We start from the raw sequence: 25,866 nt of genomic DNA, 5'->3' as shown, positions 1-25,866 counted from the left end.
CATTGTGTCCATAATTGTTCAAAAGTAGGATAATGCAGCGAATAGAAGCACTGATCGAAAAATTAAGAACTCAATTTAATAACAAGGCAGATTTATCTCAATTGCTGATCACCACACAAATGATTCAGAAGGAGATTAATGGTGCCATGAAAGAGACGGCTGTTTTAGGAAGCAGCAATGTAGCGGTTTTTTTGCCCAATACCCCACCGGTTGCCAAAGGCGGTGTAATTATTAAAGACAGGAACGGGGCTGAACGGGAATATTTCCAATTGGACGGTTTGAGCGAAGACGAAGCAGACGAAGAAGAGCTGCGCCTGCTGGAGCTGCAGCACGATGCCGGCATGTATTCCGACGCGCCGGAAGATACCTCCTTGGAAAAGAAAGATAAAGTTCCTAAATCATTAACAGATAGATTGTTTGATCCGCTTATGGAGGTGCCAACACTTTTTCAGCAAATTCAAAAGGGCATTACCGGTCGGGAAACCAAACCGGAAGGAACTGTTGTTACTGAACAGCCAGCAGACACCAGTTCGCCTATGCTGATTGATGACCTTACAAACGATATTTCCGAAATGGATAAGGAGCGCTTTGTAAAGAACCTTTTCCGGGGAGATGCGGTAATGTATAACCGTAGTATTAAAACGATCAATAATTTTGATACCCTGGATGAAGCGGAATATTGGGTAAAGCGGGAGCTAAAGACAAAACTTGGATGGAATAACAACCGGGATGTGGAATACTTCGACCGGCTGATCTATCGCAGGTTTTCGCGGATATAGGTACATATAATTTGTGTAGCCCCCGTATTTTCGGCCACAAACCGGCCGGCAGAATGGCCGGCTTCTTGTCGGAGCTCTACGTTGTTCTTTAGTGATTCTATTATTGCTGTCAGTTGATCTTCAGTACTATAACTTATTGCACCTCCATTTTTGATCAATGCTTTTGCCTCTGCAAATTTTTCGTAATTAGGACCAAAAATTACGGGTTTTGAAAATACTGCAGCCTCAAGTGTATTATGGATTCCCGATTTATTGAACCCGCCACCGATATACGTAATATCTGCATAATGATATAGCCGGGACAACATGCCGATGTTGTCGATGACCAGTACGGGACTTTCCAGCTGTGGGTCATCCTTTAGCCGGGAAAAGCGGATGGCACCCGGAAATTGAGTTAATATTTCATTTATATGATCTTCATTAATTTCATGAGGTGCAATAATTAATGAAGTATTTGTACTTTTTAATTTAAGATAAAGGGCCAGCTTTTTTTCATCATCCGCCCAGGTGCTTCCGGCAACAACGGTAAAGGTGTTCCGGCGGGTGAAGGTTTCAATAGCCGGGATGGGAGTAAATCCGGAAGCGATCTGTGCCACGCGGTCAAACCGGGTATCGCCTGCCACAGTAATCCGGTCTTCCGGCATAACAGAGGTTAACCGGTCTTTACTCTCCGCATTCTGAACGAAGATATGTGTAAAGCACCGGAGCATTTTACGGTGAAAGCCACCATAGGATTTAAAGAAAATTGCATTTTTCCGGAAAAGCGCCGAAACCAGCAGGGTGGGTGTACCTGCTTTTTTTAATTCATACAGCAGGTGATACCAGTATTCATATTTTACGAATATAGCCAGGGCCGGTTTTACGATCTGTACAAACTGCCGGGCATTACCGGGCGTGTCAAGCGGGAGGTAAAAGACCCAATCCGCATGTTCATAATTTTTCCGGATCTCATATCCTGAGGGAGAAAAAAAAGTAAGTAGCACCCGGAAGTGAGGGTATTCCTTCTTAAGTGTTTCCAGGATGGTACGTCCCTGCTCAAATTCCCCCAGGGAAGCACAATGTACCCAAATCACCGGCGCCGTATGGCCATCAACTGCTTGTTTGAGGCGTTGAAGCAGGTGCTTTCTGCCGGAGATCCATAGCTGCGCCTTCTTATTAAAAAAGGATGCTATGAAGATCGCCACCCGGTAGCTGTATAAAAAAAGCAGATAAAATAATCGTGACACTTGTTGTTTTTTGCAAATGTAGTAAGGGAAGCGCAAGCTTCACAAATGGAGCCGCAATACTATCGCTGGTTGCAGCAAATTTAGTTACCTTTGCAACCCAAATAAAGATGTAAATATGAGACCTTTATATATGGTTGATACGCATTCTCAGTATCATAAGATAAAACACCAGGTAGACAAGGCTGTATTGGATGTAATGGAAAGCACGGCCTTTATTAATGGTAAGGCCGTAAAAGAATTTGCCGGCAACCTGGCGGGTTATTTAGGCGTAAAACATGTGATCCCCTGTGCGAATGGTACCGATGCGCTTCAGATAGCACTGATGGCACTGGGGTTGCAGCCGGGTGATGAAGTGATCACCCCTTCCTTTACCTATATTGCTACCACTGAAGTAATCGCATTGTTGCGGCTAACGCCCGTTTTTGTGGAAGTAGATGCAAAAACATTTTGTATTGATCCGGTTGCTATTGAAAAGGCGATCACACCAAAAACAAAAGCAATTGTACCGGTACATTTATACGGGCAGTCTGCAGATATGGAAGCCATTATGAAGATTGCTGAAAAATACAACCTGGCCGTAGTGGAGGACAATGCGCAGGCCATTGGTTGTGATTTTCATTTTTCCGACGGAACTTCAAAGAAAACCGGTACCATCGGGCATATCGGTTGCACTTCTTTTTATCCCAGCAAAAACCTCGGCGCTTTTGGCGATGGCGGGGCTATGTGTACCAATGATGATGTATTGGCCGAAAAATTGCGCATGATCGCCAATCATGGTCAGAAGGAGCGCTACTATCATGAAGTGGTAGGCTGTAACAGCCGGCTGGACAGCATCCAGGCCGCGATCCTGAATGTAAAGCTGGCGTACCTGGATGATTATTGCAAGGCACGGCAGGAAGTAGCCGCTTACTATGATAAGGCATTTGAAACAACCGATCAGATCATCACGCCATTTAAAGCGTCGAATTCGGACCATGTGTATCATCAATATACCATTATACTGGAGGGTGTGAACCGGGATGCGTTTAAGGCGCGCCTGGATGAAAAAGGTATTCCTTCGATGATTTATTACCCTGTGCCCGCGCATAAACAAAAGATGTTTGAGCAGTTTGAAGTGGGGGCGCTCGATCTGCCGCTGACGTCTTATTTAACGGAACGGGTAATTTCACTGCCCGTCCACACAGAAATGGACGAAGTGCAGCTGAAGTTTATTACAGACACCGTGTTGTCCGTAATCGAAAACAACGATAACTGATGTACGCAGGACTGAGAAGCCGTCAGGAAAAACCTGCGGATACCGGTCTGCTGAAAAAAGGCATTGTTCCCGGCCGGGGGTATGCCGGTGATCCTTATTTTTGCGGGATTACGGAAGCAAATGCTATTGTTGCAGTGTTTAACGAAATTGATCAGAACCCCATTCAAAACCGGAATCATTTTAGCTTATAATGCCCATTACCAGCACTGATATAAAAGACCTGTGGTTGATTGAACCTCGTGTTTTTGAAGATACACGCGGACATTTTTTTGAAGCATATAACCAATCTGTTTTTGAAGAAGCAGGGATTCATCACCGGTTTATACAGGATAACCAGTCGCACTCCGTATACGGAGTTATACGCGGGCTGCATTACCAGCTCAACCCCAACGCCCAATGCAAGCTGGTACGGGCGCTTCATGGGAGGATCCTGGACGTGGCAGTGGATATGCGGAAGCATTCTGCCACCTACGGCCGTGTGTTTTCGGTAGAGCTGTCTGCAGAAAATAAAAAGCAATTGCTGATCCCGCACGGGTTTGCCCATGGGTTTTCGGTATTGAGCGCAACAGCAACCGTTCTTTATAAATGCGATGCCTTCTATCATAAAGAAAGCGAAGGCGGCGTTATTTACAATGATGCGGATCTGGCCATTGACTGGCAGATACCGGAAGGGGAGCAGATCCTGTCGGAAAAGGATCTGGTGCTGCCTGCCTTTAAAGACGCTCAAAATAATTTTTAAACATGCAACAGTCTGTTAGGGTTTTAGTAACCGGAGCAAACGGCCAGCTGGCAAGCGAGCTAAGGGAAATGGCAGCTGCACATAGCCAAATGATATTCGATTTCGCCGGTCGCGACCGGCTGCCGGTTACGGATGAGGCTGCGATTCAGCAGTACTTTCAGGCATTCCGGCCGGATTACTGCATTAATGCTGCGGCTTACACGGCGGTTGATAAAGCAGAGGAACCGGGGGAAGCTGAAATTGCTGCCGCCACCAATGCCACAGCCGTGGGCGCACTTGCCCGGGCCTGTGCTGTTTATAGTACAAAATTGATTCATATTTCAACGGATTATGTTTTTGATGGTACCGCTTCAACACCTTACAAGCCGGGAGATGTTACAAATCCGCTTAGTGTTTATGGGGCTACCAAGTTAAAAGGGGAGCAGCTGGCCCGGCAATATACAGATGCAGTGGTGATCCGGACGGCCTGGGTGTATTCATCATTTGGAAAGAATTTTGTAAAAACAATGCTGCGGCTGATGCAGGAGCGGCCGGCCATCAGCGTGGTAAACGACCAGTTTGGGGCACCAACTTATGCAAGAGATCTGGCCAATGCCATTTTAGACATCATCGCTGCTGCCCGTTGGGTGCCGGGAACCTATCATTATACCAATGAGGGGGCGATCAGCTGGTATGACTTTGCAACCGCCATAAAAGAAGCGATCCATAGCTCCTGTGTCATAACGCCCATCCCGTCTGAAGCATATCCCACGCCCGCAAAACGGCCTGCTTATTCGGTTTTAGACACTACGTCGATAAAAGAAATCTATAAAGTGAGCACACCCTACTGGCTGGGTAGTTTAACAGAATGTATTAAAATACTCACTCAGTGAGAATATTTTGCATAAAAGCTTGTGCCTGTTAGTGCTTCTTAACCGGAATGCTATTTCTTTTCAATATTCTGTAAATAACGCTCCTTCTGTTTCGTAACATTTGTTAACGTTTTTTGTTTATATAAATTTGCTGATCTCACAATTAAACAAAAATGTATGAAGCGGATCTTATTGGCCTTTCCTCTTTTTTTTCTCTTTTTACTGGCAACGGCGCAGGATAGCTCCAAAATAAGGTTTTCCTACGACCGGCAGCCGGCGGGCAATGACGAGATCCGTTTGATCATTACCGCCCATGTAACCGGGGCGGATGTAAAACTGTTTGGGCTGCAGACACCTCAGAATAAGGATGCTTTTTCGGCCGTTGTTTTCGACAGCGCGGCGGCATCCTATTTGAAGGACAGTCTCGTTCAAAAGGGAAACCTCGTTTCTCAAACGGACCCCGTACTGAATGCGCCCGTTTCGTTTGCAAAAGACTCCCTACAATGGATCCAGGCTGTAACGCTGAAAAAAGGGGATAGTGCGGTTATAAAAGGAAGCATTACATACATGTACCTGGCGGGAGATGCGTTTGCTTCTTTTGAAGAGCCGTTTAAATTTTATGTAAAGAACACGGAAGCTTCCGGGGAAGGATCAGCGATCAACGGTACAAAAAGCGGCGCGGCCGGTAATCAGTCGCTGCTCTGGATTTTTCTAACTGCGTTTGCAGGCGGGTTGCTGGCATTGCTCACGCCCTGTATTTACTCAATGATACCGGTTACTGTGAGTTTCTTTACCAAGCGGAGCAAAACAAGAGAAGAGGGCATGAAGAATGCCATTCTGTATTCGCTTTCCATTATTATCATCTTTACACTGCTGGGTTTTTTGATCACGCTCATTTTTGGTCCGGCGGCATTGAACAATCTTGCTACAAACTGGATCGCCAATATTATTTTCTTTCTTCTTTTTGTGATCTTCGGTATTTCTTTTCTGGGAGCATTTGAAATTGCGTTGCCCAGTTCCTGGTCTACCAGGGCCGACAGTAAAGCCGGTACCGGAAGCTTCTGGGGAATCTTTTTTATGGCGTTAACCCTGGTCATTGTTTCCTTTTCCTGCACAGGGCCGATCATTGGTAATTTACTCGTAGTAGCTTCCCGGGGAAACTATTTTGGGCCATTGGTAGGAATGTTTGGTTTTTCATTAGCCCTGGCCCTGCCCTTTGCCCTGTTTGCTTTCTTCCCAAGTAAGTTAAATGTATTGGGGAAAGCAGGCGGCTGGCTCAATGCCATTAAAGTAACGCTTGGATTCCTGGAACTGGCCCTGGCGCTTAAATTTCTTTCCAATGCCGATCTGGCCAAGAACTGGCGGATCCTGGACCGTGAAATATTTATTGCCCTGTGGGTGGTGATCTTCCTGCTGCTCGGCCTGTATTTGTTAGGGAAACTGAAATTCAAACACGATGATGAGCTGCCCAAAAATGATTTTGGTCTTCCATACCTTACCGTAACCCGGTTATCGTTTGCGATCGCTTCTTTCTTTATGGTGGTATACCTCGTTCCCGGATTATTTGGTGCGCCCTTGAAAGGACTGGGAGCATTTTTGCCACCGATGGGTACCCAGGATTTCAACGCCGATGACCTGCCCTCGGGTGTAAATTTAAAATCGCTTACAGGACAGGGCGGCCATGCCGGAAGCACAGCCCAGTATACAGACGGATTACCTGAACCCGTGAAATATGCGGCTATCATGAAAAAGAATGAGCCGGATGTTGTGGTTAATAACGGCTTGATCACCTACTTCGATTATAAAGAGGCATTGGAGGTGGCCCGTAAATTGAAAAAACCATTAATGCTTGATTTTACAGGGATCAATTGTGTGAATTGCCGCAAAATGGAAGCCCAGGTTTGGAGTGACCCGGCGGTAATGAAGTTGTTAAAAGAAGAATTTGTGATCGCTTCCTTATTTGTGGATGTGCACAATGATGTGGATATACCCGAGGCCGAACAATATGTGTCGAAAGATCTTGGTAAAAAGATTGAGACCCTGGGCGAGCTGAATACCGATATACAGGTATCCCGTTTCGGGTCGAATACCCAACCCTTTTACTTCTTCCTCGATGGAAAGGAAGAGCGCCTGGTGCCCGATGGATTTCCCTATGATGCCCTTCCTGATCTGAAAGGGCGCTTTAAAGCCCACCTGGAAAAGGTGATTGCGGAATATAAAAAAAGAAACACCTGAGGCTGCAGTAAGAAATTATCGTATATTGACATTGCCCGGGAAGCACATTGGGTTATAGGACTGCAGTGCTGTAAGGGTGCTGGTAAATAAATTTTTTTAATCAGCTGCTGGTTAGTTATTATGGACGATAAATTATATAGTGAACATGAAATGCGGTTTCATACCCGTAAATGGGTGAAACCGGAGGATCTGAACCCGAACCAATCGTTGTTTGGCGGACGCCTCCTGCAATGGATCGATGAAGAAGCGGCGCTGTATGCCATCATCCAGCTGGAGAATACGCATGTGGTTACCAAGTTCATCTCCGAAATCAATTTTATAGCGGCTCCCCGCCAGGGCGATATCATCGAGATCGGTATCGTGGCCACCAAATTCGGGAATACATCCCTTACGCTTCGTTGCGAAGTAAGAAATAAAATGACCCACGAACCCATTCTTTCCATTGACCGGATGGTTTTTGTGAACCTCGATAAAAACGGAAAACCGGCACCGCATGGCAAAACAGCCATTACCTTTGTGGCCGAACGATTGCTGAAATAAGCGACCCGAGCCGGTTTCAGGCACGGAGTTCCTTTAAAAGAATGCATATGAAAAAAAAGATGTTGCTGCTGGCATGGATCCTTACAACCACTGTTGTACAGGCACAGGAACAATATTCCGGTAACCCGCTTTTCCCCGGTTGGTATGCCGATCCGGAAGGGGTGATCTTTAACAAGACCTATTGGATCTATCCCACTTTTTCTGCGCCGTATCATAAGCAGGTATTTATGGATGCATTTTCCTCCAACGACCTGGTGCATTGGAAAAAGCATGAACGGATCCTGGATACAGCCGCTGTGAAATGGGCCCGGCGCGCACTTTGGGCACCGGCGATTATAAAGAAGAAGCATCAGTACTTCCTGTTTTTTGGAGCCAATGATATTCAGAATGACCAGCAAACAGGCGGCATCGGTGTGGCCGTGGCATCAAAACCGGAAGGGCCTTTTAAGGACTATCTCGGTCATCCGCTGGTAGACCGGTTTCATAACGGGGCACAGCCCATTGACCAGTTTGTATTTAAAGATAAGGATGGCGCTTACTACCTCATCTACGGCGGATGGAGGCATTGTAATATTGCCCGGTTGAAAGATGATTTTACCGGGTTTATACCCTTTAAGGATGGCAGTACATTTAAAGAGATCACACCCGAAAAGTATGTAGAAGGCCCGGTAATGTTTATCCGTAACGGGAAGTATTATTTTATGTGGTCTGAAGGCGGATGGACGGGCCCGGACTACAGCGTGGCCTATGCCGTAGCCGATTCCCCGCTGGGACCGTTCAGGCGGGTAGGGAAGATATTACAACAGGACCCGGACATTGCCACCGGGGCAGGGCATCATTCGGTGATACAGGTTCCCGGCAAGGATGAATGGTATATTATATATCATCGCCGCCCGCTTACGGAAAAGGATGGGAACTCCCGCGAAACCTGCATTGAACATCTTTATTTCAATAAGGATGGATCTATACAACCGGTTGTATTAACCAAAAAAGGAGTACGCCGGCACCCGCTCTGATTCGTTTACGTTATGCGCAATTACAGGTTGGTCCGGCTGGTTCCGGACGGGCTGGCTGTTTCAGCATTCATATATGTAACCGCGTGGCAGATCCGGCGACCGGGCGGCTGCAGGCTGGCAGGCTCCGGATGATCATAAACCGGCGGTCGTTGCCAGGCACGATTGCTTACACTTTTAGGGCTACAACAAACTCCGGATTTCTGTGTATCTTACATGCTGAAACGTTAAAGCAATGAGATATCAAGCATTTATTTTTGATTTGAACGGCACTATTATCGATGATATGGCCTTTCATGAAGAAGCCTGGTTCCGGATCCTGAACCAGGAATTGGGCGCCGGCATGAGCCGGTCAGCGGTCAGCAGTCATATGTATGGTAAAAACAGTGAACTGCTCGACCGGATTTTTGGTCCGGAGCGGTTTACGGAAGCAGAGAAACAGGCGCTTTCTCTGCGTAAGGAAGAACTTTACCAGGAGGCCTATCTGCCTCATTTAACCTTGTTGCCCGGGCTTCACAGCTTTTTGGAGGCCGCCGCCGCAAAAGGTATTCCCATGGCGATTGGTACGGCGGCCATCCCGTTCAATGTGGATTTTGTGCTGGACCGCCTGGGCATCCGCACGTATTTTAAGGCGCTGGTAACCGCCAATGATGTGCTCAAAAGCAAGCCCGATCCCGAAACCTTCCTGAGCTGCGCCCGCTTATTGGAGGTAGCGCCTTCCGGCTGTCTGGTATTTGAAGATGCTCCAAAGGGGGCAGAAGCCGCTGCCAACGCAGGGATGGATGCGGCCATTCTCACCACGGGGCATAGCCCGGAGCAATTCGGGCAGCAGGAAAATATCCTGCTTTTTGCACCGGATTATACCGACGAAAGGCTGTTGGCCCTGCTATAACCCGGTTGAAAAAATAATTGTACTTTCTACAATTATTGAAAATAAATTGTATTTTTAACTTTTAAACGATCGTAGTCAATGAAAGAAGCATACGTGATCGGGGTGGATTTTGGTACAGACTCTGTACGCTCCGTTATTGTGAATGCATTAAACGGCGAAGAAATTGCCGCCGCCGTATTTCAATACCCCCGCTGGAAACAGGGCCTGTATTGTGTACCTTCAAAAAACCAGTTCCGGCAACATCCGCTGGACTATATCGAGGGCTTGGAGGCCACTATAAAAGATTGTGTTCATAAGGCCGGACCGGCTGTTGCTGCGCTTATCAAGGGCATCTCTATCGATACTACCGGATCCACTCCGGCAGCTGTTGATCAGAAAGGACAGCCCCTGGCACTGTCTCCGGAATTTGCAGACAATCCCAACGCGATGTTTGTACTCTGGAAGGACCATACCGCCACTGCAGAGGCCGCAGCCATTAACAAACATGCCGCGCGGTTCGAAACCAATTTTCTCCAGTATGTGGGAGGCATTTATTCCAGTGAATGGTACTGGGCCAAACTGTTACATATTTTTAAAACAGACGCTGCGGTACGTGCGCATACCGTAAGTTGGGTAGAGCATGCAGATTGGCTGCCCTTCCTGCTTACCGGGGGAAGCGATATACAACAATTGAAAAGAGGCGTGTGTACCGCAGGGCATAAGGCCTTGTGGTCGGAAGCCTTTAGCGGTTTTCCGCCCAATGATTTTTTTGCAACACTTGATCCGGTGCTGGACGGGTTTGTAGCTCATCTGCCCGCAACAACCTATGCCGCCGACCAGGCTGCAGGCACGCTCTGTGCGGAGTGGGCGGCACGGCTGGGATTAACTACGGCCGTAGTGATTGGAATAGGCGCAATGGATGCACATATGGGGGCCGTAGGCGGACAAATAGAACCATATCATTTAAGCAAGGTAATGGGAACCTCTACCTGCGATATGCTGGTGGTACCTCCTGATGATCTTTCGGGTAATAAAACGGTAAAGGGTATTTGCGGACAGGTAACGGGATCGGTGATCCCGGGTATGATTGGCCTGGAAGCCGGGCAAAGTGCTTTTGGAGATGCATATGCCTGGTTAAAAAATGTACTGGCCTGGCCGCTGCGGCTGTTAAAAGAAACCGGCGGATTGTCTGAGGCTGCTTCCGCCGCATTGATAGATGAGTTGGAAAGCCGGATATTGCCGGCACTGGCCGCCGCCGCCGCGGCATTGCCCCTGGAACCAACAGATCCCTTTGCGATCGACTGGCTGAACGGGCGCAGAACACCGGATGCCAACCAGCTGTTGCATGGAGCATTAACCGGGCTGGGCCTGGGAAGCGATGCGCCAGGGATCTTCAAAGCCCTGGTAGAAGCGACCTGTTTTGGGGCCAAAGCAATTGTAGATCGTTTTGAAGAGGAAGGGGTACCCATCAGGGGACTGATTGGTGTAGGCGGCGTGGCGCGCAAATCGGCCTATATCATGCAGGTAATGGCAGATGTGATGAATATGCCGATCCGCATCCACCGTTCGGAACAGACCTGTGCCATTGGTGCCGCTATGTTTGCCGCAACGGTTGCGGGCATTTATCCAACGGTAGCAGCTGCCATGAAGGCCATGGGGCAGGGATTTGACAAAGAGTATTTCCCGGATCCTGAGCGGCATGCATATTATAAAGAACGGATGGAAACCTATAAAAAGATAGGCGCCTTTTTAGAACATAACAATTTGTAATCATGAAATACGAAATGATCCGCCGCAAAGCCTATGAGGCCAATATGCAGTTGCCCGAACTGGGGCTGGTACTTTTTACATTTGGAAATGCCAGTGAGGCGGATCATCAGGAAGGGGTATTTGCCATTAAACCCAGTGGCGTTGCATATACTGACCTTACACCCGAGAAAATGGTGGTGGTGGATTTCGACGGGAAAACAGTAGACGGTATGCTGAATCCCAGCTCCGATACACAAACACATGCCGTGCTTTATAAACACTGGAACGGGATCGGTGGTATTGTACACACGCATTCTACCTACGCTACGGCATGGGCCCAGTCGCTAAGGCATATCCCGATTTACGGAACCACCCATGCCGATTATAATATCGTAAATATTCCCTGCGCACTTCCGATGGAAGATGCCATGATACAGGGGGAATATGAAGTGGAAACAGGGCACCAGGTACTGAATCATTTTAAAGAGAACGGGTTGGATTACCGGGAAGTGGAGATGATCCTGATCGGCAATCATGCGCCCTTTACATGGGGGAAAAATGCGGCCAAAGCGGTGCACAACAGCGCGGTGCTGGAACAGGTGGCAAAAATGGCTTACCTCACCGAGCAGATCAATCCGCAGGTACCCTTGCTGAAGAAGGCATTAATGGATAAGCATTATCAGCGCAAGCACGGACCCAACAGCTATTACGGACAATAATCAACAATACCGAAAATATATAACATGATCAATCTGGAGCCATTAGAATTGTGGTTTGTAACCGGGAGTCAGCATCTCTACGGTGCGGATACGTTAAAAGAAGTAGCGGCACACTCGCAGGAAATCGTTCAGCACATGAACGCCACCACAAAAATACCTGTTAAGCTGGTTTGGAAGGATACGGTAAAAACACCGGAAGAGATTCAACAGCTGTTTGCGGAAGCTAATTTTAACCGGTCCTGCATCGGGGTGATTGCATGGATGCATACGTTTTCTCCTGCAAAGATGTGGATCAACGGACTTAAGATTTTTCATAAACCCTTACTCCAGTTTCATACCCAGTTCAACCGCGATATACCGTGGAGCACGATTGATATGGATTTTATGAATACCAATCAATCGGCCCATGGCGACCGCGAGTTTGGCTTTATGCTAAGCCGGATGCATAAACACCGGAAAGTAGTAGTAGGGCACTGGAAAGATGAAAAGGTATTGGATCGTATTGCGGCATGGAGCCGTGCGGCCATCGGCTGGCACGACTGGCAGGGCGCGCGCTTTGTGCGTTTTGGAGATAATATGCGTTACGTGGCCGTAACGGATGGCGATAAAGTGGAGGCCGAACTCAAATTCGGCTACAGTGTAAACACGCACGGGATCGGCGACCTGGTAGCCGTGATCAATCAGGTAAGCGAAACGGACACTGAGGCGCTGGTACAGGTATACCTGGATACCTACAACGTTTCATCATCGCTGAAAAAAGACGGTGGGCAATACCGTTCACTGCTGGATGCTGCCCGCATCGAGCTGGGGTTAAAACAATTTCTGGAGCAGGGGGATTTTAAAGGATTTTCCGATACTTTTGAAGACCTGCATGGAATGGTGCAGTTACCCGGTATTGCGGTACAGCGCCTGATGGAGCAGGGATATGGCTTTGCCGGGGAAGGCGATTGGAAAACTGCAGCGTTGGTGCGGGCGATGAAATCGATGGCGGCAGGCCTGGAAGGCGGAAATTCTTTTATGGAGGATTATACCTATCATTTTGACCCCAGTGAACCGTTGGTATTGGGTTCGCATATGTTGGAGATCTGTTCCAGTATTGCAAACGGTAAACCCTCCTGCGAGATCCATCCGCTGGGGATCGGCGGAAAAGCAGATCCTGTACGGTTGGTATTTAATGTAAAAGGCGGTCCTGCGCTGAATGCCTCGCTGATGGATATGGGCAACCGGTTCCGGTTACTGGTGAATGAGGTGGAGGCCGTGGCACCATCGCAAGACCTGCCAAAGTTGCCCGTGGCCCGGGTGTTCTGGAAGCCGTACCCGGATATGCATACCGGTTGTGCGGCCTGGATCCTGGCAGGGGGCGCGCATCATACCTGCTATTCGCAAAATCTTACTGCCGAACATCTGGAAGATTTTGCCGGCATTGCAGGAATCGAATGTGTACTGATCAATCAAAAAACAGATCTATATCATTTTAAAAACGAATTGCGCTGGAGCGATGTGTATTATCAACTCAACAGAAACTGACCGGTATGCTTTGAGAGCGTTTAAAAAAATCGTTGTACTACCGGTTACGTAAGGATCAGCCATACGGTATAAACAGATGCTCAAATGCTTTTTTATTTTTATAACACTTGCACAATATGAAAGAAAATTTAGCCTGGCAGGATATCCTGGTATTCTTTATCTATTTTGTAGTAGTAGCCTCCTATGGCTACTGGGTATATATCCGGAAGAAAAAGGCGGCCGTTTCTGCGTCGCATGATTATTTCCTTGCAGAAGGATCACTTACCTGGTGGGCCATCGGGGCTTCCCTCATTGCATCCAATATATCTGCCGAGCAGTTTATCGGGATGAGCGGTGAGGGATTTTTTGTAGGAGTAGCCGTAGCCGCTTATGAATGGATTGCCGCAGTGGCCCTCATCATTGTGGCTGTTTGGTTCATACCGGTGTACCTGAAGAATAAGATCTATACCATGCCGCAGTTCCTGAACCGGCGTTATAATCAAACGGTATCCCTGATCATGGCGGTGTTCTGGCTGTTGCTGTATGTGTTTGTAAACCTTACTTCCATTTTGTACCTGGGAGCCGTGGCCATCAATACCCTGCTGGGTGGCGAATACCTGCATGTGATCATGATCGTATTATTATTGATGGCGCTGATCATTACCCTCGGCGGTATGAAAGTGATTGGCTTTACCGATGTGATACAGGTAGGGGTACTGATCCTGGGCGGTTTGGCCACCGTGTATATGGCCCTGCAGATTGTAGATATGCGCCTCAACGGTGCCGCCAGCGGCAGTGCCATCGCCGGTTTTAAAACCTTATTGCAGCAGGCGCCCGATCATTTTAAACTGATGCTGGACAAACCTTCGGTTACGCATACGACCATCGATCATCCCCAGAACCTGAATGTACAGAAATATGTAGTGCTGCCGGGAATTGCCATGTATTTTGCGGGGCAGTGGATCGTAAACCTGAACTATTGGGGATGTAACCAATACATCACCCAACGGGCATTGGGTGCCGATCTGCAAACAGCCCGTACCGGTATTTTATTTGCCGGGTTCCTGAAGCTGCTGATGCCCATTATTGTAATGCTGCCGGGGATTGCGGCGTATGTACTTTATAAAAACAATCACCTGCCAGGCTTCAGTGGCGTAAAGGACGGTGCCTATTCGGCTATCCTGGGCTTTTTGCCGGCAGGGCTGAAAGGGCTGGCAATTGCAGCACTTACGGCGGCAATCGTAGCATCGCTGGCCGGCAAGGTAAACAGCATCGCTACGATCTGGACGCTGGACGTGCATAAAAAATACCTGAGCAAATCTATGACCGAGCTGCAATCGGTACGCATCGGCCGCTGGGTAGTGATCCTTTCGATGCTAATTGCCCTGTTGTTTACCTGGACGGACCTGCTGGGCATTGGTGGGGAAGGAGGCTTTACCTTCATCCAAAAATACACCGGCTTTATCAGCCCGGGTGTCTTCGCCATGTTCCTCCTGGGTATGTTCTGGAAACGGACCACGGGCACGGCAGCGCTGGTGGGGGTGATCCTGGGATTTGTGCTGGCCATTTTCTTTAACAATTATGCTGTGGGCATCTTTGGAAAGGAAACCTGGTTGTACACGGCCTTTACCTACGAAAAAATGGAGGGTGGGGTATTGCATACCATTACGGAGATCCCCTTCCTGATCAATATGGGTTGGTCCTTTTTCTTTACGGTACTGGCGATGGTTGGCATCAGTCTGGCAGGTCCCAAAGACAATCCCAAAGCATTTGATATCGACAAATCGATGTTCAAGGTGCAGCCCCGTACCGTTGTGCTGATCGTAATTACGTTAATGATACTGGCCGCTTTGTACGTGCGGTTCTGGTAAACAGGCTTCAAATTTTTTGAGCCGGGCCGGGAAATGATTTCCTGGTCCGGCTTTTTTTTGCTCCTAAGCTATTCGGTTTCAATTTTTTTGAGGAATCGCCGGTCTTTTTAGAAATTTTAAAATATTTCCTCGGATCGGGCTAAAAATAATATATTAGCGCTCCTTTTAACGAATTAAACTTGTATATATGAAAGGTTCAGATTATCTGGTTTTCTTTATTTACTTCATCGTGGTGGCTTCCTACGGGTATTGGGTATACCGCAAGAAGCGGCAGGAAAGCGTTTCGGCATCGCACGATTACTTCCTGGCGGAGGGCTCGCTTACCTGGTGGGCTATCGGGGCATCGCTGATCGCTTCCAATATCTCGGCCGAGCAAATGATCGGGATGAGCGGATCGGGTTTCAAACTCGGGCTGGCCATTTCGGCCTATGAGTGGATGGCGGCGGCCACGCTGATCATCGTGGCGGTTTTCTTCATGCCGGTGTATCTCAAAAACAAGATCTTTACCATGCCGCAGTTCCTGAGCCAGCGGTATAATTCCAAAGTGGCCATGATCATGGCGGTGTTCTGGCTGATGCTGTACATTGTCGTAAACCTGATGTCGATCCTGTACCTGGGCGCGCTGGCCATCAGCGGTATCTCGGGTATCAATATTACATTTTGTATTATGGCCCTGGCCATTTTTGCAATCGTAATTACATTGGGAGGAATGAAGGTGATCGGTTTTACCGATGTGATACAGGTATTTTTCCTGGTGCTGGGCGGCCTGGTGGCTACCTATATTGCCTTAAACCTCATCTCTGGCGGAAAGGGTATCGGTGCCGGTTTTAATGTATTACAGTCCAAGGCATCCGAGCATTTTCACCTGATCTTTAAAAAAGATAATCCCAATTATATCGACCTGCCGGGCTTAAGCGTACTCATCGGCGGTATGTGGATCGCAAACCTGAGTTATTGGGGATGTAACCAGTATATCACCCAGCGTGCGTTAGGCGCTTCGCTGCCGGTGGCCCGTAAGGGGTTGCTGTTTGCAGCCTTTCTGAAAATGCTGATGCCCATCATCGTGGTGTTGCCGGGTATTGCCGTATATTATATTGTAAAAGAGAACCTGGGCGGCATTACTCCCGATCAGCTGCTTACTACTACGGGAGTGCAGGATCCCAATAAAGCATACCCTGCGCTCATTTCTTTGTTACCGGCCGGACTTAAAGGACTGTCTTTTGCCGCACTAACGGCCGCCATTGTGGCCTCTCTTGCCGGTAAGGCTAATAGTATTGCCACGATCTTTACGCTGGATATCTATAAAAAAGTATTTAATACCAATGCCAGTGAGCGCAACCTGGTAAACGTGGGAAAGATATCTGTAGTGGTTTCCATGTTGTTTGCGGTATTGCTGTCCCTGGTGGTGGGCGATGCGCTGATGGGTGAGGGAAAACAGGGATTCCAGTACATACAGGAATACACCGGTTTTGTATCACCGGGTATTTTTGCCATGTTTATTTTCGGATTCTTCTGGAAAAAAACCACTTCCAGTGCCGCATTGTTTGCAACCATCGGTGGTTTTATTGCTTCCGTTCTTCTGAAATTCCTGCCGGGCTGGGTAGATCTTTCGCCCCTGTATCAGTTTGGCTGGTCGGTACCAAACGGAGCCGGCGTTTACGAAATTCCGTTTATGGACCGGATGGTGATCGTATTCCTGATTTGCGCCATCGGCATGTATTTTATCAGTATTTACCAGCATAAAAGAGGTATTGTGTCTAAAGGACTTGACGTAGACACCCGTATGTTTAAAACCTCCACAGGTTTTGCCGTTGGATCGCTGATTATCGTAGCCATGCTGGTAGCCTTGTATTCTGCATACTGGTAACCTTTATTTTGTTTTAGTTGTTTTAAATAAGAGCAGGTTGTTCCCTGCTCTTTTTAATTTAAGGACTATGAACCAATATGAACAGATCGCCTTCAACGAGGTAAAACGCTGGCAGTTGGAGATGCAGCGGGCTCCGGGTCTTTTTAACCGCCTTTCAAAAAAGACCCAGGATAAGATCAATACGCTGATACCGGAAAAAATTCATAAAGGAATTACGGCCGTGATCCGCCAGATGATCCGTGCTGTATTGTTCGGTGCCAAACATACCACCGCAAAGCCACTGAAGGAGGCCCCGTTTATTTTAAGGGAACAGCTGATAAAGGAAAAAATAAAGTTTTACCGGAATACGGCTGCAGTGGAAGGGGGGGTAACGGGTGCCGGCGGTCTGTTGATGGGACTGGCGGATTTTCCGCTGCTGCTGGCCCTGAAGCTGAAATTATTGTATGAAATTGCTTCATTATATGGAATAGACCTTGAAGATTACAGGGAACGGGTATACCTGCTGCATATTTTTGAGCTGGCATTTTCAAGTGCACAGCATCGCAATGCCGTATACCGGAAGATGGAAGACTGGGATGCAAAAATGAAGCAGATGCCGGCAGACGTTGCTGCGTTTGACTGGCGGCGTTTTCAGCAGGAGTACCGCGATTATATCGACCTGGCAAAAATGGCACAGCTCTTGCCGGTAATAGGTGCCCCTGTAGGCTTTATTGCTAACTACGGACTGGTAAAAAAGCTTGGAACAACCGCGATGAATGCCTATCGTATGCGGATATTGACGGAAGGTATGGGTTGAGCAGGGGCGGATGCTTAAAACATCCTGAAGCCATTTTAACAGAAACATGCCGGTTGCTGTTGTTAATGAAACCTATCTTTATGATTGAACAGTTATGTATGGTAAAACGTATTCAATGCATCCAGTTACTGCTGATCAGTGCCTGCCTGGTGGCCTGTACAACTTCCGATTCGCAGGAGAAACCTACGGCCGTTATACAAAAGGCCGCTGCGGCTGCAAAACCGGAAGCTCCTCCCGCAGCACAGGCGGTTGCGGCCGTTTTAGATACTGCGGGATATAATAACCGGATGAAGCTGATGGCCAATGGCGATGCTTCCGGCAGGTGGCCGGTGAAAGCACCGTACCCGTTGCCTGGCGCGGTGTTTCCGTTTAACAGGGTCATTGCCTACTATGGCAATCTTTATTCAAAAGGAATGGGTATCCTGGGGGAACTGCCCAGGAAAGCAATGCTTCAGAAATTAAAAGGAGAAGTATCTAAATGGGAAAAAGCAGATCCCGGAACACCGGTGCTTCCGGCCCTGCATTATATTGCGGTAACGGCGCAGGGTACGCCGGGCAGGGATGGAAAGTACCGGTTGCGCATGCCGTTTCATCAAATAGATACGGTGTTAAAATGGTCAAAGGAAATCGGAGCGCTTACGTTTATAGATGTACAGGTAGGGCAGAGCACGCTTCAGGAGGAGATTCCCCGCTTTGAAAAATATTTTAAACTGCCGGGTTTCCACCTGGGCATTGACCCCGAATTTTCGATGAAGGATGGTGCAACGCCGGGAAGTAAGATCGGAACCTTTGATGCGGATGATATTAATTTTGTGATCGACTACCTGGCGGAAATCGTGCGGGACAACCAGCTGCCGCCGAAGGTGCTGGTCATACACCGGTTTACCAATGATATGGTAACAGGATATAAAACAATTAAGAAAGTACCCGAAGTACAGGTGGTGATCGATATGGACGGATGGGGCAGCAAAGCATTGAAAACCGGAACCTATAATGCTTTTGTATACCGCCAGCCGGTACAGTTTACCGGGTTTAAACTGTTTTATAAAAATGACCTGAAGCGCGGCAGTACCGGTTTGTTTACGCCCCAGGAATTACTCCAGTTTAAGCCCCGGCCGGTTTATATTCAATACCAGTAGCCGCAAAGCACATTGTCACTCCGGCTACAGCGGAGGGATCTCTATGAATCTGCAAGAGAAACAGTGATAAGATCTGTTTGGTAATGGTGGTGACGTAGGGATTGCTCCGTTACGCGTTGCCTCCGTCGAAAAGAAGGAAGTCCTGCCTCCGTCATCCCGGCCCGCTATTTCAATTCAAAAGCCACCACACTATAGTTGTTAAACGTAGGAACATATAGGGTTTTCGAAGATGCTTCGTATGCAAGGTCTGCCGTATTCATGCGGCCCTGTACATCCAGCATTTTATGAATGGCTCCCGTGGAGGATACATGATAAATAAGCCCTGCCCAGCAGGTAACGATAAAACCACCGTCACCAGTGGGTTCCAGCCCGTCGCCGCCCTGTTCAAAACCGGAAGCAATGACTATTTTATTTTTTTTCGGATCCAGTTTCCATAATTCTTTTCCGGCCAGTACGTAAAGATCGGGGCCGATCGATTTCAACCCGTTTGCACTGGTTGCCTGCTCCAGGTATACCTCCGGCTGATGATTGGTTACTTTATATATCTTGTTTTCACGGGTATCCGATACATATACCGTTCCTTTTTTATCTACGGTTACGTCATTTAAGAAAACCGACCCGGGAATGGGAATGGTTTGGAGCACCTGTGCTTTTTTTACATCAATCACCACCAGGTCTGTAATATCTGCCACATATAAACGGTTTTTGTACAGGGCCATTCCTTTGGGTGCATTTAACCCGGTAACCCAGTTAAGATTTTTAACCCTTCCATCTTTGTAAAGAATACCTACGCCACCTTTACCATCCTTCTCCGTACCCTTGCCGTCAATGAGCGATACATACAACTCGTTTTTATTGGACGCCGGTAATACCGATTCCGGAACCGGTATGGAATCCGTGGTCTGCCATGTTTGAACAATAGTATGCTGTCCATATCCGGTTAAGGAACAGCCGACGGCCAGGATAGACAGGAAAAAAAGTGCAGGTTTCATATCTGAAGATTATAGGAGTGAAGATAGTTAAAAAAAGCTGGTTCGGGAATACCTGTCCCTCGGAGATCAGATGGCCGGAACTGCGGGTGCATCCGGCGTTGGGACATACCACCTGTAAGACGCAGCTGAAAACAGGGACACTATTCTGTTTTCCGGCATAAGATATTTAATCCTGCCGCTCGCGGTTAAAGATCCGTCCGATATCTTTCCCAAGCCCTTCCAGGTCCATGGTAGGGTTGAGGAACTGGTGATCGCTGGTATAAAAATCATCCACATCCGCCGGTTTTACCTGTATCGGATAAATGAGCAGGAAGTTTCCCGAACGGAAATACCGGTCGAGATATGTAAAGATGCGGTCCATATGCTGATTGTAGGAAGGATATTTCGGACGGCTCAGCACCACCGTAAGCAGATCATTTTTATCGATCTCCCGGGCAAGGATCAACAGGTCTTCCCAATTCGTAAAGGCTGTGAAACGATATTCGATGGGATTTTTTTCATTAAGCCGTTGTAACAGCGGCTCGATGTTTGCGGGTGCAAAAAACTTTACACCACCACCGCAATGCTTGGCAAGTGTCCATAAGTTCGACAGCCAGTAAAAGAACCCTGCTTCCCGCTCTGCATGTTGAGGAATGACCACTACATTGTTTTTTATTGTAGACAGGGGCTGCACGGGGTTGTACACATACATGGTGATCTTTTCATTGTCGAGGATACCGTTGATGAGTGCAAAGCTCTTCACTGAATTATACGGTTTGGTACTATAGCCCAGGATAAGATCGGAGATCTTATTGGCTTTCAGTTCACCGGTGATACCATTGATGATATTATCGTCATAGCGCAGGATATCTGTAACTTTTACATCGGCCGCGGCACCGGTATGCACGGCCAGTTCCAGCATTTTCTTTCCGGCCCGGTCGGATTCGTCCGGGGCATCCTGCTTATTAATGATGTGCAGGGCATATACCTGGTCTGTATTTGCGGCGGATTTGATCGAAAGAGCCAGTTGTACAAGATGCTCCGTTTTGTCCAGTGCGTTGGTGGCGATCATTATTTTTTCGCCGTCTTCATTATTGCTGCTGCGTTCTTCCGCTCCGCCGCCGGTTTCCTTTGCCAGTTCCTGTCCGCCTTTCTGAGCCGTTAATGAAGCCAGCGTACAGGTAATCAGGATCACCAGGATGGACCCGTTGAGCACCGCTTCGTTCAGCAGACGGATGGGTTCCCCGTCCGGGGTTTCAGAAATAATGATATTATACCCTACCATTACGGCGGCAAGGGTTGCAGCGGCTTGGGCCACGCTCAACCCAAAGATCACTTGCAGCCGGGGCTTGTTGAGCCGGAAGGTTTTAGCCGTGGCCAGAGCCGCCAGGTATTTTGCCACGATCACTCCAACGGTAAGCACGGCGGCTACTTTTATGGTTTCGGTATCTTTTACAAAGGCTTTAAAATCGATCAGCATCCCCACACTGATAAGGAAGAAAGGAATGAAGAGCGCGTTGCCCACAAATTCCACCCGGTTCATGAGTGGTGATGTAGCCGGTATCAGCCGGTTTAATGCAAGTCCGGAAAGGAACGCACCGATAATACCTTCCACGCCTGCGAGCTCGGCCAGCACGGCACCCAGGTATACCATCACCAGCACAAAAATGAACTGTGAGATCTTGTCTTCTACTTTTTTAAAAAACCACCGGCCAATAACCGGAAACAGGAACCATACAATGAGCCCGAAGGCCATAATGGACAGGGTAAGCCGCAGCCAGAAAGCCGTATCAACCTTCCCCTTGGTCATGCCCACAATAACGGCCAGTACCAGCAGTGCCAGTGTATCGGTGATCATGGTGCCGCCTACGGTGATGTTTACCGACCGGTCTTTGGCAACGCCCAGTTTGCTAACAATGGGGTAGGCAAGGAGGGTGTGCGAGGAGATCAGGCTGCCCAGCAGGATGGAAGTCATCCAGTTAAAGTGCAGCAGGTAATAACTGCCCAGCGTGCCAATGATCATCGGGATACAAAACGTATACATGCCGAAGGTAATGCTCTTCCATTTATTTTTTTTGAACTCGATCAGGTCAATCTCCAGGCCGGCTAAGAACATAATATAAAGTAACCCGGTGGTTCCCGAAACCACGATGCTGCTGTCACGGTCCAGTATGCCAAACCCGTTGGGACCCGTAAGTGCACCGGCAATGATCAGCCCGATAAGATGGGGGATTTTTAATTTATTCAGCAGGATCGGCGCCAGCAACACGATCAGGATCACGATCAGGTATCTTAATATGGGATCGGTAACCGGCAGTGTAGTGTCAAGAATACTTAACAGCATATTCGGAAATTGTTAAGATTAGGGATTCTTCAATTTATCCAGGTCTACTTTAAACGTGGTTTCGCAACCATCTGCCTGGGTGATCAGCCGCTGGCCGCTTAGTTTGTTCCGCTGATCCACTTTTAGTGCTACTGCCATTGAAGCCGAGGGTTGGGCCGTTTCGGATTCGGGAGTAGAAAGTTTCAGATCAGTGCCGGTGAAGGTTCCGGTGTAAACGCGGATCAGCTTATCGCCTTGCATGGCCCGTACCGTTACAGCCGTTCCATTTCCGGCAATAAGCCATGTTTCCTTACGGATATCGCCTACCGCAAAACCGGAACAATTGGTTTGGGTGCAAACCATCGCCACATTCCAGCTGCCCGCCAGCGAGTCGGGCAGGGGAACGCCTTGTATTACCGGCAAATGGCTGGCGGAATCTATTTGAGCGGCAAATTTTTTAAGGCTGTCTTCTTTTAGTTTGACTTCCTTTTCTTTTAGCATTACGGCCTGCTCGCGCAGGTTCAGTGCCTGTTCCCGGTCATCCAGCTGTTTTCTTCGCTCTTCAAAGCCACAGCTGTATAAACAGAGTGTTAACAAGCAAATACCAATGATAAAGGGTTGTTTCATATGTAGAAATTTGGATGCAGTATTGCTAAGGTAGAAAAAAAACGCTGGAAGCCAAAGCTGTTTCAGGTTCAGCGTTTCAGGTTAGGTTACGTTTCATACGCGATGTGCGATTTCATTTTCATATTTTCACATCTTCAAATCTAACGAGGTTCCGGGTTGGGATCTGTTGCATGCGCGCAGATCCATTGCCTGTTCACCATTGCCTTTTGAAGATACATAAACAGAGAGACCCCGGAATTTTTCAAACATATAAAACGATTCACGCTTATGAGGGCTGAAAGCTGAACGCTGGTTGGTTGTGCCTGCAGGCGAATATCGGTTTCGCTGATGCCTTTGTAGGGATTGGTGGTATTGCTGATAATGATTAAGTGGGCCAGCTGCAGCCTCGGGTTGTAGAAAAATGGTTGGTCGGTTGCGGATACAGTCTAAAGGGACGGTGACGGGATCTGCAACAAGCGGGATACAGATGGCTATCTGAAAAGAACATAGTCACTACGATACAGAACCGGGAATCCATTTTTAACGGCGTACATCCCGCTATGCGCATCCCGGATAGACGTATTGAAATTGTCTGTTTTTTGCCTGTCATTCTGGCAAAACCGTCCCCGGAATCATTCCCTGCCATCTCAAAAAAGTGATATACGAGCGATACAGCTAGGATACAGCTAGGATATAGAAAGGATACAGAAACGATATGCAAAGGATATACAAACGATATACAAAGGATACAGAAAAAATAGTTTGAAGTAAAATAAGGCAATTTAAGCCTCCTTTGTGCCGTTTGAGTATTTCCTGTCGAATGGGTGGTAAGCGGGTCGTTATCTTGCCTTAAAATCGGCCTGAGATCTATAGGAAATCAATTGAGCCGCCAATGGTTGCAAGGTTCAGAAAAAACAAAAAATGAGGATTTTATGTCATCCTGGCATTGGTCAAAAAATAAGGCTCAGCATCCAAGGTCCAAAAACTAAAAAACAGCATTCAAAAATGCAACACCGCTTTATAAAGCGAAATCGGTGCGCTTCATTGTTTTTGCTGAACCCGCATCGTAATAAAGGAAGAAGGCGGAACGTATCAACCACCCGATCGCCTTCTTCCTGTTCCTCCCTTTGTAAATGACAACTGATGCCGGACGCGCTGTGTTTACCAGGGCGCTCATGATACCCTGACATTTTTCCTTAAGCAGGAACAACCTGGTCCGGTGCAGTGGCCGTTTGCCGGGCGGACAATGCTTTACAAGGGCATATCAACAGGAGGCCGCGATTGTTACCCTGTATGTATATGCTTTTTTAATAAGCCCCGGTTTTTGAAAAACTTAAACAACTTCAGTAGATTTATTGCTTCTTGTAAGCGGAAGTAGCTCACCTGGTAGAGCGGCAGCTTCCCAAGCTGCAGGTAGCGGGTTCGAGTCCCGTCTTCCGCTCCGGATGAAGATTTTTTCTCATCGAATTCATTTCGCGCTTTAATGTAATATAGCCGGGGCTCATACACAAAGAGCACCCGGCTATATTTAAAAGGTAATTGCGGAATCTTTTAGTTACTCCAGTTCACGGATCCAGATATTCCGGAAGCTTACCGGGTCGCCATGATCCTGCAGGATGATGGGCTCTTTTTCTTTGTGAAATGTATTTTGGGGAATGCCGATATACTGCGTGGCTCCCAGGATAGCGGCGTTGTTTTGTACCAACACCCCGTTATGGATCACGGTGATCCGGGCCTGCGATTTGAGCGTGCTGTCTTTATTAAAACGGGGAGCAATGAAAATGATATCGTAGGTCTGCCATTCTCCGGGTTTACGGGCGGCATTGGCCAGCGGGATCAGTTGTTTATAGATGCTGCCCGCCTGGCCGTTGCTATAAGTGCGGTTCTTATAGCTGTCCAGTACCTGCAGCTCATAGTTGCTCATTAAGAAGATGCCGCTGTTTCCTCTTCCCTGGCCATCACCCTTCACTTCTGCTGGCGAACGCCATTCAACATGGAGCTGGCAGTCGCCAAAGCTTTGTTTGGTGCGGATGGCACCGGATCCTTTTACCACCGTCATGGCTTTATTGTCCAGTTTCCAGCTTGCAGGCCCTTTCCCGTCTGCGCGTTCCCAGTTCGAAAGACCGGATCCGTCAAAGAGCACAAGAGCGTCGGATGGAGCATCTGCGCTTGTGGCACCAGGGGTTACGATCCTGGGTTCCGGATTCCATACTTCGGTGATCTTTGGGTCGCCGTTTTGTGCATACAGGGAATGGCCGGCACAGAGCACCGCAAACGCTACATAGAGTTGCTTTTTCATGTATAAGAAAATTGATTAAATAAGCAGCAACTTACATAATATCGATGAGAAGTAAAGCGCCGTCCGGATATTTTTTCAAACGGAAAATGATTACCGGTCAGGGACAGGGTATCAATGGTAGCGAAGAGCGCATCACACCCGCGAAAAATTGTAAAAGGCTTTGAATGCCTGGTCCCGGATGGCCGCAATGGTTGTTCCATGCCCGGTTGCCGTAGCCTCACACCAGGTAATATAAGACTCCAGGTCGTTTCTATTACCGGAGGCGATCATTGTAATGGTACGTTGCTTATCGATCTTCAGGGTGCCGGTAATATTTAGTGCTTCGGCTTTTGATTGAAGTTCCGTTAATAGGAGGGTGCCGATACTGCTGTTCCGGATGGTGATTTCTTTTGTGATCATCGGATGAATTTTGATGTTTTCAATATTGATGCTACCCGGGCCTTTAGAACAGGCAATTTAGAAAGGGCCTGGTCAAAGATAAGCAAAACGGTTTAAACGGCTGGTAAAGCTG

At 47.9% G+C, this 25,866-nt stretch carries 22 protein-coding genes and 1 tRNA gene; 17 read left to right on the top strand and 6 right to left on the bottom strand.

Features of this window, described 5'->3' with window-relative positions; genetic code table 11:
- Positions 1–32: 32 nt before the first annotated feature.
- Positions 33–779, top strand: a complete 747-nt coding sequence (locus LQ567_RS05975; RefSeq protein ID WP_231003205.1) for a hypothetical protein — start codon at positions 33–35, stop codon at positions 777–779.
- Here the strand turns inward: LQ567_RS05975 and LQ567_RS05970 are convergent.
- Complete coding sequence (locus LQ567_RS05970; RefSeq protein ID WP_231003204.1) at positions 755–2,005, bottom strand: 3-deoxy-D-manno-octulosonic acid transferase; 1,251 nt, start codon at positions 2,003–2,005, stop codon at positions 755–757. The two genes, LQ567_RS05975 and LQ567_RS05970, sit on opposite strands and share 25 nt — an antisense overlap.
- Before the next feature lie 115 nt (positions 2,006–2,120).
- Between LQ567_RS05970 and LQ567_RS05965 the strand changes: the two genes are divergently transcribed.
- The 15 genes from LQ567_RS05965 to LQ567_RS05895 all read left to right on the top strand — a co-directional run bounded on the left by LQ567_RS05965 (position 2,121) and on the right by LQ567_RS05895 (position 19,156).
- Positions 2,121–3,260 carry a DegT/DnrJ/EryC1/StrS family aminotransferase gene (locus LQ567_RS05965; RefSeq protein WP_231003203.1) on the top strand — a complete coding sequence of 380 codons (1,140 nt, stop codon included), beginning with the start codon at positions 2,121–2,123 and terminating at the stop codon, positions 3,258–3,260.
- Positions 3,260–3,451 (top strand): hypothetical protein, encoded by a 192-nt coding sequence (locus LQ567_RS05960; protein WP_231003202.1) that lies wholly within the window; start codon positions 3,260–3,262, stop codon positions 3,449–3,451. The genes LQ567_RS05965 and LQ567_RS05960 overlap by 1 nt, the downstream gene beginning before the upstream one ends.
- Positions 3,451–3,999, top strand: a complete 549-nt coding sequence (rfbC, locus tag LQ567_RS05955) for a dTDP-4-dehydrorhamnose 3,5-epimerase (RefSeq protein ID WP_231003201.1) — start codon at positions 3,451–3,453, stop codon at positions 3,997–3,999. The genes LQ567_RS05960 and rfbC overlap by 1 nt, the downstream gene beginning before the upstream one ends.
- A 2-nt stretch (positions 4,000–4,001) precedes the next feature.
- Complete coding sequence (gene rfbD, locus LQ567_RS05950; protein WP_231003200.1) at positions 4,002–4,871, top strand: dTDP-4-dehydrorhamnose reductase; 870 nt, start codon at positions 4,002–4,004, stop codon at positions 4,869–4,871.
- A gap of 156 nt (positions 4,872–5,027) precedes the next feature.
- Complete coding sequence (locus LQ567_RS05945; protein WP_231003199.1) at positions 5,028–7,085, top strand: protein-disulfide reductase DsbD family protein; 2,058 nt, start codon at positions 5,028–5,030, stop codon at positions 7,083–7,085.
- A 120-nt stretch (positions 7,086–7,205) separates the two neighbouring features.
- The gene (locus LQ567_RS05940; protein WP_231003198.1) at positions 7,206–7,625 is read left to right on the top strand and encodes an acyl-CoA thioesterase; all 420 of its coding nucleotides are present in this window, start codon (positions 7,206–7,208) and stop codon (positions 7,623–7,625) included.
- A gap of 47 nt (positions 7,626–7,672) precedes the next feature.
- Positions 7,673–8,641 carry a glycoside hydrolase family 43 protein gene (locus tag LQ567_RS05935; protein ID WP_231003197.1) on the top strand — a complete coding sequence of 323 codons (969 nt, stop codon included), beginning with the start codon at positions 7,673–7,675 and terminating at the stop codon, positions 8,639–8,641.
- 232 nt (positions 8,642–8,873) lie between these two features.
- Positions 8,874–9,530 carry an HAD family hydrolase gene (locus LQ567_RS05930; protein WP_231003196.1) on the top strand — a complete coding sequence of 219 codons (657 nt, stop codon included), beginning with the start codon at positions 8,874–8,876 and terminating at the stop codon, positions 9,528–9,530.
- 78 nt (positions 9,531–9,608) lie between these two features.
- On the top strand, positions 9,609–11,279 hold the full coding sequence (locus tag LQ567_RS05925) for a ribulokinase (protein ID WP_231003195.1): 1,671 nt from the start codon (positions 9,609–9,611) through the stop codon (positions 11,277–11,279).
- Between the two features lie 2 nt (positions 11,280–11,281).
- The gene (araD, locus tag LQ567_RS05920) at positions 11,282–11,977 is read left to right on the top strand and encodes an L-ribulose-5-phosphate 4-epimerase AraD (protein ID WP_231003194.1); all 696 of its coding nucleotides are present in this window, start codon (positions 11,282–11,284) and stop codon (positions 11,975–11,977) included.
- Positions 11,978–12,001: 24 nt separating this feature from the next.
- The gene (gene araA / locus LQ567_RS05915; RefSeq protein ID WP_231003193.1) at positions 12,002–13,504 is read left to right on the top strand and encodes an L-arabinose isomerase; all 1,503 of its coding nucleotides are present in this window, start codon (positions 12,002–12,004) and stop codon (positions 13,502–13,504) included.
- A 116-nt stretch (positions 13,505–13,620) separates the two neighbouring features.
- Positions 13,621–15,354 (top strand): sodium:solute symporter family transporter, encoded by a 1,734-nt coding sequence (locus LQ567_RS05910; protein WP_231003192.1) that lies wholly within the window; start codon positions 13,621–13,623, stop codon positions 15,352–15,354.
- A 187-nt stretch (positions 15,355–15,541) separates the two neighbouring features.
- Positions 15,542–17,221, top strand: a complete 1,680-nt coding sequence (locus LQ567_RS05905; RefSeq protein ID WP_231003191.1) for a sodium/sugar symporter — start codon at positions 15,542–15,544, stop codon at positions 17,219–17,221.
- 67 nt (positions 17,222–17,288) lie between these two features.
- A complete protein-coding gene (locus tag LQ567_RS05900) occupies positions 17,289–18,017 on the top strand; it encodes an EcsC family protein (RefSeq protein ID WP_231003190.1) in 729 nt (242 codons plus the stop codon).
- Between the two features lie 98 nt (positions 18,018–18,115).
- The gene (locus tag LQ567_RS05895; protein ID WP_231003189.1) at positions 18,116–19,156 is read left to right on the top strand and encodes a hypothetical protein; all 1,041 of its coding nucleotides are present in this window, start codon (positions 18,116–18,118) and stop codon (positions 19,154–19,156) included.
- Positions 19,157–19,320: 164 nt separating this feature from the next.
- Here the strand turns inward: LQ567_RS05895 and LQ567_RS05890 are convergent, their stop codons facing one another.
- The 3 genes from LQ567_RS05890 to LQ567_RS05880 form a co-directional block, all read right to left on the bottom strand.
- Entirely contained in the window at positions 19,321–20,148 is an 828-nt protein-coding gene (locus LQ567_RS05890; protein WP_231003188.1) for an SMP-30/gluconolactonase/LRE family protein, read from the bottom strand.
- A 166-nt stretch (positions 20,149–20,314) separates the two neighbouring features.
- The gene (locus LQ567_RS05885) at positions 20,315–22,471 is read right to left on the bottom strand and encodes a cation:proton antiporter (RefSeq protein ID WP_231003187.1); all 2,157 of its coding nucleotides are present in this window, start codon (positions 22,469–22,471) and stop codon (positions 20,315–20,317) included.
- Positions 22,472–22,489: 18 nt separating this feature from the next.
- The gene (locus tag LQ567_RS05880) at positions 22,490–23,077 is read right to left on the bottom strand and encodes a hypothetical protein (RefSeq protein ID WP_231003186.1); all 588 of its coding nucleotides are present in this window, start codon (positions 23,075–23,077) and stop codon (positions 22,490–22,492) included.
- A gap of 1,347 nt (positions 23,078–24,424) precedes the next feature.
- Here LQ567_RS05880 and LQ567_RS05875 point away from each other — a divergent pair.
- A tRNA-Gly gene (locus LQ567_RS05875) sits at positions 24,425–24,497 on the top strand.
- 114 nt (positions 24,498–24,611) lie between these two features.
- Here LQ567_RS05875 and LQ567_RS05870 read toward each other — a convergent pair.
- Positions 24,612–25,355, bottom strand: coding sequence for a 3-keto-disaccharide hydrolase (locus tag LQ567_RS05870; protein WP_231003185.1), 744 nt, complete (start codon positions 25,353–25,355; stop codon positions 24,612–24,614).
- A 132-nt stretch (positions 25,356–25,487) separates the two neighbouring features.
- Positions 25,488–25,754, bottom strand: coding sequence for a hypothetical protein (locus LQ567_RS05865; RefSeq protein WP_231003184.1), 267 nt, complete (start codon positions 25,752–25,754; stop codon positions 25,488–25,490).
- Positions 25,755–25,866: the final 112 nt, after the last annotated feature.

Origin of the sequence: Niabella pedocola (assembly GCF_021044425.1) — a bacterium.
GTDB classification, from domain to species: Bacteria; Bacteroidota; Bacteroidia; order Chitinophagales; family Chitinophagaceae; genus Niabella; species Niabella pedocola.
This window is presented reverse-complemented; position numbering and strand designations above follow the sequence as displayed.